Genomic DNA, 8,422 nt, shown 5'->3' with positions numbered 1-8,422 from the left:
CATGTGGCGTCCCTGGGCTAAAGCCACAGGGTTTTCATCTCACCCACTATAAAAACCATCAGTAGCAATATCATAAGTTGCGGAAATGAATGCTCCTATGGTCAATGCTGCTAGGGAGATAAAAAAGAAATTTGGTAACTGTAAAGAAAAGGCTATCAAACCCAAACAAGAGAACATAGCAAATTGGCTGGCAAGAATCCATGTTCTTTTGGTTGAGTAAGTATCAACGATAGGTGCCCAGAACATTTTGATGACCCAAGGAAGATAAAGAAAACTCGTCCATAAGGCGATTTGAGTATTATTGATTCCGAGTTTTTTGTAGAAAATGACAGAAACTGTGTTGATGATGACGTAAGGTACGCCAGAGGCAAAGTATAAGGTAGGGATGAAAGTCCAAGGGGAACGGGACAGTGTTCGATTTTTCATAGATAATGAACCGCAGAGGCGCAGAGAGCGCAGAGAGAATTAAGAAGAGAGTACGATACGTTTAATACCTTCTTTGAGGATAGGGACATTGAAGTTGATGAGAAGGGCGAGGGAATGATTTGTCATTTTAAGGTAAGAAATAACTTGAGCTTCGTGGATAGGAGCTAATTTCTCCACAGCTTTCAATTCAACAATGAGGACATCACTAATGAGAAAATCTAATTCGCCTTCGCCAACCTGATATCCTTTGTAATTCACTGCTACTGGCGGCTTAGACTTGTAAGGTATCCCACGCATCTGAAATTCCACCTCTAAAGCCTTGTGATAAACCGACTCCAAAAACCCTGGTCCCAACATCCGATGCACCTCAATCGCCGCCCCAATCACTACTCCCGTTAGTTGTCTCATCTCCTCTCCTAACTCTCTTCTCTCTGCGTTCTCTGCGCCTCTGCGGTTCATTTCCTCTTTTCCTCCTTAACCCTGTGGCAAAATTTATAAAAGTCCTTCCACAGTATCCTTTTCCCAGCATGATCGCATCAAACATTAACCTTCCTAGTCTTTACGAACCCTTCTCCACTGAAGCCAAGTGGCAAAAATTTTGGGAAGAAAACCAACTTTACAAAGCTGATCCCAATAAAGGTGGTGAATCTTACTGTATCGTGATCCCACCGCCTAACGTTACTGGTAGCCTGCACATGGGACACGCCTTTGAGATGTCGCTGATTGATACCCTTGTGCGTTATCACCGGATGAAGGGACGTAATACCCTGTGGCTTCCCGGAACTGACCACGCCAGCATCGCTGTGCAAACAATTCTGGAAAAGCAACTCAAAAAAGAAGGTAAAACTCGCTACGATTTGGGACGCGAGAAGTTTCTAGAACGCGCTTGGCTATGGAAGGCGGAATCTGGAGGGGCGATTGTTCATCAATTGCGACGTTTAGGCGTCTCGGTTGATTGGTCACGAGAACGCTTTACGATGGATGAGGGCTTATCCAAAGCGGTGTTGTCAGCTTTTGTCCAACTTTACGAGGAAGGGTTAATTTATCGTGGTGAGTACCTGGTCAACTGGTGTCCGGCTTCCCAATCTGCGGTGTCGGATGTGGAGGTGGAAAATCAGGAGGTGAATGGAAATCTCTGGCATTTTCGCTATCCTCTTACGGATGGTTCTGGTGATATTGAGGTGGCGACGACTCGACCAGAAACGATGTTGGGTGATACTGGAGTGGCGGTGAATCCCAATGATGATAGATATAAGCATCTGATTGGCAAAACTGTAACTCTGCCTATTATGAATCGGGAAATTCCCATCATTGGGGATGAGTTTGTTGACCCCAGTTTTGGCACAGGTTGTGTGAAGGTGACTCCAGCACATGATCTTAATGACTTTGAAATGGGCAAGCGTCACAATCTGCCGTTTATCAATATTATGAATAAAAACGGCACTTTGAATGAAAATGCTGGTTCGTTTCAAGGACAAGACCGCTTTGTTGCTAGAAAGAATGTGGTTGCTCGTCTGGAGGATGACGGGTTTTTAGTGAAGGTGGAGGATTATAAGCATACGGTTCCTTATAGCGATCGCGGTAAAGTTCCCATTGAACCCCTCCTCTCGACTCAGTGGTTTGTCAAAATTCGTCCTCTGGCAGATAATGCGCTAGAATTTCTTGATCAGAAAAATTCGCCAGAGTTTGTCCCGCAACGTTGGACAAAGGTGTATCGTGATTGGCTGGTGAAGCTGAAAGATTGGTGTATCTCTCGTCAACTCTGGTGGGGACACCAAATCCCTGCTTGGTATGCGGTGAGTGAAACACGGGGAGAAATTACTGACAATACACCGTTTGTTGTGGCAAAATCAGAAGCCGAAGCACAGGAGAAATTAATTGCACAGTTTGGCGAAGATGTCAAGATAGAACAAGACCCAGATGTCTTGGATACCTGGTTTTCTGCCGGACTCTGGCCCTTTTCGACTTTGGGCTGGCCTGAACAAACTCAGGATTTGGCAACTTACTATCCTACCACTACCCTTGTCACTGGTTTTGACATCATCTTTTTCTGGGTTGCTAGAATGACAATGATGGGTGGGCACTTTACAGGGCAAATGCCGTTTAAAGATGTTTACATTCATGGGTTGGTATTGGATGAAAATGGTAAGAAGCAGTCTAAGAGTGCTGGTACTGGTATTGATCCGCTGTTGCTGATTGACAAGTACGGTACTGATGCGTTGCGTTATACCTTGGTTAAGGAAGTCGCAGGAGCAGGGCAAAATATCCGCTTGGAGTACAATCGCAAGACGGATGAGTCGTCATCGGTGGAAGCATCCCGCAATTTTGCGAACAAGTTGTGGAATGCGGCGCGGTTTGTGATGATGAATTTGGATGGGCAAACGCCGCAACAACTGGGAAAACCAAGCGTCAGTGAGTTAAGTGACTGTTGGATTCTCTCTCGCTACTACCAAGTTGTTAAACAAACTAATAACTATATCGACAACTATGGATTAGGAGAAGCAGCAAAGGGACTTTACGATTTTATCTGGGGCGATTTCTGCGATTGGTATATTGAACTTGTTAAATCTCGTCTCCAGAAGGATTCGGAACCCACATCTCGTCGCACTGCACAACAAACTCTTGCGTATGTGCTGGAAGGAATTTTGAAATTACTTCATCCTTTCATGCCTCATATTACCGAGGAGATTTGGCAAACTTTCACGCAACAAAGCGAAGATTCCAAGCAAAGTTTATCTTTACAATCTTACCCTGAGGCTGAGACAAACTTAATTGACTCCACTTTGGAGGAACAGTTTGAACTACTGTTTGGTACAATTCGCACGATTCGCAATTTGCGAGCGGAAGCGGATGTTAAACCGGCGATAAAAGTGACGGTGAATTTGCAAACTGAAAGCGAGAAGGAACGGGAAATTCTCACTGCTGGACAGTCTTATATTAAAGATTTGGCAAAGGTTGAGAATTTAGTCTTTGCTGGTGAGCAAAATAAAGAAACGTTTGCGGACGTTGTTGGTACGGTGCAAGTGTTACTTCCTCTTGCTGGCGTTGCTGATATCAACGTGCTGCGAGCCAAAATTGAAAAACGCTTGAGCAAGGTAGAAGGAGAAATTAAACCTCTGAGTAATAGGTTAAATAATCCTAATTTTGTGGAACAAGCACGACCAGACGTGGTAGAAGGAGCAAGGAATGCTTTAGCAGAGGCGGAAAAACAAGCAGAAATTTTGCGCGATCGCCTACGTAGGTTAGCCTAGTTTCAAGGAATGATTTAGTTGTTGGTTGTTAGTAGTTACTTATATAAAAGTATTCTTAACTACTAACCACTAGCTTCTAAAGAATTTATACTAGATTTATGTATGAAATGTTTATAAACAGACAGAAAATTCTATGCTGTATCTCGCCCAAGTGCATAAAAACGAATTTTTAAATCAGCTCCAGTTGCGATTATTAGCACGTGAAGAAACTGAAAATATGTGGTCGCTCATTCCAGAAGAAGCTTTGATTCTTTTGGGGAAGGGCAAGTCTTTAACTGAGAACTTACTCGTTTTGGTAGAACTTTCCCCCGCAGGCGATATAGAAAGACTGGAAAATGCCACAAATTGGGTGCTAAATTTGGTGAAAGCTTACCTAACCACTGGTATTACTCCAGAATTTTTGCAACAGGAAGCGGATCGAGCAGAAGAGTGGCGACAAAACCTAACATTGCAAAATCAAGATTTAGCACGTCGTTCATTAGAATTGGAAGCCCGTAGAGAACAAATTCAAGCCTTAGAAGAAAGTTTGAAACGAGAGAAAAGCGGCGTTCAAAAAGAAGAGAGCACTAGTTCTTAGATTTTGGATGATAGCCTCAGTATCCTAGCCACTTGTTAATTGAGTCCAATAACGTTCATAAACTTCTTGAGTTTGCCCTAAAGGAGCTAAACGTTCACACTTATCTAGAATTGATTCTGACGGAAACAAGCTAGAATTATTCTGCACTTTTTTTGGCAATTGCTCAAACCCAGCGCGGTTGGGTGTAGAAAGACTCAGCCGTTGACTTGTTTGGGCTGCTACTTCTGGTAGTAGCATCAAATTCATCCAAGCATAAGCCCCTTCAATATTTGGGGCTGTTTTAGGAATGACTATTGTATCTGTCCATAGTGAGGAACCACTTTTGGGAATCACATATTTTAGTTTAGGGTTCTCTTTAGAGATTTTCACAGCATCTGATGAGTAACACATTGCTAAGAGTAAATCTCCTGCCAAAATTTGATTGCGCCAAGCATCTGTGGTAAAGGTTGCAAGTGCTGGTTTGAGAACTTTTAATTTTTCATATGCTTGTTTGATTTCGTTTTCGTCTTTTGAATTGTAAGAGTAACCCAGCATCCGCAGAACTGCACCCATCACCTCTCGGACATCATTCATCAACGTCATCCGTTTTGACAGTTGTTGTTGATTTTGCCAAAGATAATCCCAATCTTCTGGCGGAGTTTTTAGCTTTTCAGAATTATAAAGAAAACCTGTTGTTCCCCAATTAAAAGGTAAACTATAGCGGTTGTTAGGGTCGTAATTAGGATTTTGAAACCGGGTAAATAAATTATCTAAACCAATTAAGCGCTTATGATTTAATTCTGTTAGTAACCCCAAGTCCACCATCTTCCGCACCATGTAGTCGCTTGGGTAAATGACACTATAAGCGCCTCCACCCCCAGCTTGCAGCTTACTTAACATGGTTTCATTGGAGTCAAACACATCCGCCAGTAGTTTAGTTCCTGTTTGAGCGTTAAAAGTTTTGAATAATTCTTTATCTGTATATTGCTCCCAAGTATAAACAAAAAGTTGGTCACTATGACGTTTCGTAGCAGAATAAGCTCGCACATCACCGAGTCTCCAGCCACAACTCGCTAAAGATAAGCTAGAAACTGCTGCTATGCTTTTTAAAAAGTGCCGTCTTTTAGCCATTAGTTAAAACTCAAGAGTCAATGTCGTCAGTATCGCACCAAAGAGTGAGGATATGTCTCGAAGTCTGATTTCATCGCTGATGAACGCATGATATTGACAAAAACTAGGGGTGTAGAGGTGTAAAGGTGTAACGGGGACGAAAAAATGCGCTTTTTTGTACACCCTACCCCTTAAAGGGGTGGGTGCGTCAATGGTACCATTTGTCTTGAAGGGGTAAGAAAAACTTCATTTCTTTGTTGTGCGCCCAACACATGAAAGTTTTACACGCGCTGTAGGAATTTTCAATGCCACATCTGTAGTAAATAGTAAACAGTTTATTTTCGACTCTTTATTCCTCAAGCAGTTATGAAAACCTTTGATGAAATGAAGCAGGAAACAGACGTACCCGTGGGAAAAGCGGATCATCAAGGGTTCGTCACCTATGTGAATGATTGCTTTACCTCTGTTTTTGGTTGGAGTACAGATGAAATTAAGGATCAGCTGATTACGGTCATTATTCCTGAAGGTTTTCATGCCCCTCACCATCTCGGCTTTTCCCACTTTCTCACCACCGAAAAGTCCACTATTCTCAATCACCCGCTGCGTTTGGTTGGAATTACCAAAGATGGTAGAAAAATTGAAGCGGAGCATCTGATTATGGCAGAGAAACATCAGGGGGAGTGGGTGTTTATGGCAATGCTGCGTCCCCTAAACCCCGCTTAATTCTACTGTCAAAGGAGTCCATAATGAGTGCTAATTTAACTAGTTTAACCAGCCAATTACGGGCAACTCTGGGCAAAATGGAAGTAGCGCTGGGGGCGATTGCCTACGGCAGAGCTTCGCTTAACGCTGATGCTATTGTTTGGACGGGCGATGATGGAAAGGTGCAGTGGTGTAATGCTGCTTTCGACAAACTTGTAAGCCAACCCCATATCTTGGTGCTGAACATGAAGCTAAGCGATTTGTTACCCCTAAAGCAAGCGGGTGAAGCTGTTGCGCCAGAGTCGTATCCAAATATGCGGGTACTAGTTCAACAGTATGAAGCAACGGAGTACGAATTTCAGCAGGGCGACTACTCTCTTAACAAGTTGAATTTGCCCCGAATTTACCTCAATATATCTTCGCAGACGAAGGCAAGCTCCAGCAAGTCTTGATCAACCTTTTGGGAAATGCTATCAAGTTTACAGATACAGGAGGAGTCACCCTAAGAGTCCAAATGGGACAAGGGACGGAAATACAGAATCCTAAAGATATTTTGCCCAATGCCCATTTGTTATTTGAAATCCAAGATACTGGTAAAGGAATTGCACCAGAGGAATTAGACAATCTCTTTCAACCTTTTGTTCAGACTGCAAGTGCAACTCAAGTTAAAGAAGGTACAGGCTTGGGACTGACTATCAGTCGTCAATTTGTGCAGTTGATGGGAGGTGATATCCGCCTCAAGAGCGAAGTCAATCGTGGATCTAGCTTTGATTTTAATATCATTGTTCAACAGGCACAATCATGTGAAGTTGCACCACCGATACGTAAAGAAAAAGTGATTGGGCTGGCAACAGGTCAAAGAGTATACCGAATTTTGGTAGCAGATGACCGCAAAGAGAATTGCGACTTATTGACACAGTTACTCAACTCGATTGGTTTTGAGACACGTGCAGTAGCTAATGGTCAAGAGGCGATCGCTCAGTGGCAAACATGGCATCCCGACTTGATTTGGATGGATATGCGTATGCCTGTGATGAACGGATATGAAGCAACTCGACAAATTCGGGCAGCAGAACAGAGTAATAGCACAATAATAACTCAAAGTCAATATTCCCGAACGCCGATTATTGCCCTTACAGCCAGCGCTTTTGAAGAACAGCGTTCCAGTATTTTAGGTGCAGGTTGTGATGACCTCATCTGCAAGCCGTTCCGGGAGGAGATCATCTTTAACAAGATGGCTGAGTATCTGGGAGTACAATATGTGTACGCAGAGGAACAAGAGAATTTTATACAGACGCGATTCATCAGCCAGGGCTTTACAGAAGTTTCTCAGCCAGGGGATTGCAAGAATCTGCTTTCAACCGAAGCCCGTGATTCTAACGACAGTCGTCCCGTTGTCGCAACTGGATTTGGGAAGCTAACACCACAAGACTTACTGATTATGCCTTCGGAGTGGATTACTGCGCTACATCAAGCAGCCATTCAAGTTGATGCCGAACTCATTTTTCAGTTGATTGATGTGATCCCCAAAACCCATCATACTGTAGCTCAGGAACTCACTGATTTAGTGGATCGTTTCTGTTTTGACGAAATTATCGATCTGATACCAGACGACGATGGACAGCCCGCCGTTTAAAACACCATTAGCTAACATCTTAGTGATTGATGACACCCCTGAGAACTTGCATCTCCTTGCGGCTATGTTGACAGAACAAGGTTACAAAGTTCGCAGCGTCACCAAAGGTTCGGCTGGTTTGCGGGGAGCTGCTGCAGCACCACCCGACTTAATTTTGCTTGATATCAATATGCCAGAAATGAATGGCTATGAGGTTTGTCAGCAGCTTAAAGAAAGCGATCGCACTCGCGATATTCCAGTGATTTTAATCAGTGCAATGAATGATGTACTAGATAAAGTCAAAGCTTTTTCTGTAGGTGGAGTAGATTATATCACAAAACCGTTTCAGGTGCAAGAGGTGCTGGCACGAGTAGAAAATCATCTGACGATTCGCAATTTGCGTTCATCACTCCAAGAGCAAAACGCCAAGTTACAACAAGAGATCCACGAACGCAAACAAGCTGAGGAAAAGTTTAGTAAAGCTTTTCGTTCCAGCCCAAGCCCGATCGCTATCACCACTCTAAAAGAAGGACGCTTTCTTGATGTTAATAGCAGTTATCTCACCATGAGCGGCTATTCTTTAGAGGAAATCATTGGGCAAAATGTAGCAGAACTTAATGGAATTACTTTTGAAAAGTATACCAACACTATTGACAAATTACTAGAAACCGGGTCTTTGCAAAACTATGAAATGGAATTTCGTACTAATACTAAGTTGCAGTCAAATGTGGTAGGGTATAAAAAGGGATTACGAAAACAGAC

The 8,422-nt window shown here is 43.1% G+C and carries 8 protein-coding genes and 1 pseudogene; 6 read left to right on the top strand and 3 right to left on the bottom strand.

Annotated features, from left to right (window positions below):
- Positions 1-48: 48 nt before the first annotated feature.
- Together DP116_RS24890 and DP116_RS24885 are read right to left on the bottom strand one after the other, a co-directional pair.
- Positions 49-426 (bottom strand): annotated as a pseudogene (locus DP116_RS24890) (MFS transporter); the annotation flags it as partial.
- Between the two features lie 39 nt (positions 427-465).
- Entirely contained in the window at positions 466-885 is a 420-nt protein-coding gene (locus DP116_RS24885; protein WP_169157706.1) for a GxxExxY protein, read from the bottom strand.
- A 68-nt stretch (positions 886-953) separates the two neighbouring features.
- On the opposite strand from DP116_RS24885, the gene DP116_RS24880 reads away from it, so the two are divergent.
- Entirely contained in the window at positions 954-3,677 is a 2,724-nt protein-coding gene (locus DP116_RS24880) for a valine--tRNA ligase (protein ID WP_169157707.1), read from the top strand.
- 133 nt (positions 3,678-3,810) lie between these two features.
- Positions 3,811-4,254, top strand: a complete 444-nt coding sequence (locus DP116_RS24875) for an HmpF-related protein (protein WP_169157705.1) — start codon at positions 3,811-3,813, stop codon at positions 4,252-4,254.
- Between the two features lie 24 nt (positions 4,255-4,278).
- Here the strand turns inward: DP116_RS24875 and DP116_RS24870 are convergent, their stop codons facing one another.
- The gene (locus tag DP116_RS24870; RefSeq protein WP_169157704.1) at positions 4,279-5,364 is read right to left on the bottom strand and encodes an ABC transporter substrate-binding protein; all 1,086 of its coding nucleotides are present in this window, start codon (positions 5,362-5,364) and stop codon (positions 4,279-4,281) included.
- Between the two features lie 345 nt (positions 5,365-5,709).
- On the opposite strand from DP116_RS24870, the gene DP116_RS24865 reads away from it, so the two are divergent.
- The 4 genes from DP116_RS24865 to DP116_RS24850 form a co-directional block, all read left to right on the top strand.
- On the top strand, positions 5,710-6,066 hold the full coding sequence (locus DP116_RS24865) for a PAS domain S-box protein (RefSeq protein ID WP_169157703.1): 357 nt from the start codon (positions 5,710-5,712) through the stop codon (positions 6,064-6,066).
- Between the two features lie 23 nt (positions 6,067-6,089).
- Positions 6,090-6,497, top strand: coding sequence for a nitrogen regulation protein NR(II) (locus DP116_RS24860; RefSeq protein ID WP_169157702.1), 408 nt, complete (start codon positions 6,090-6,092; stop codon positions 6,495-6,497).
- Complete coding sequence (locus tag DP116_RS24855; RefSeq protein WP_169157701.1) at positions 6,494-7,681, top strand: response regulator; 1,188 nt, start codon at positions 6,494-6,496, stop codon at positions 7,679-7,681. Before DP116_RS24860 ends, DP116_RS24855 begins: the two co-directional genes overlap by 4 nt.
- The coding region (locus DP116_RS24850; RefSeq protein ID WP_169157700.1) for a response regulator at positions 7,662-8,422 on the top strand (761 nt) is incomplete at its 3' end. The genes DP116_RS24855 and DP116_RS24850, both read left to right, overlap by 20 nt.

The sequence above is a fragment of the Brasilonema bromeliae SPC951 genome, from assembly GCF_012912135.1.
Lineage (GTDB): Bacteria > Cyanobacteriota > Cyanobacteriia > Cyanobacteriales > Nostocaceae > Brasilonema > Brasilonema bromeliae.
The sequence above is the reverse complement of the archived record's forward strand: the minus strand, read 5'-3'. Positions and strand labels throughout refer to the sequence as shown.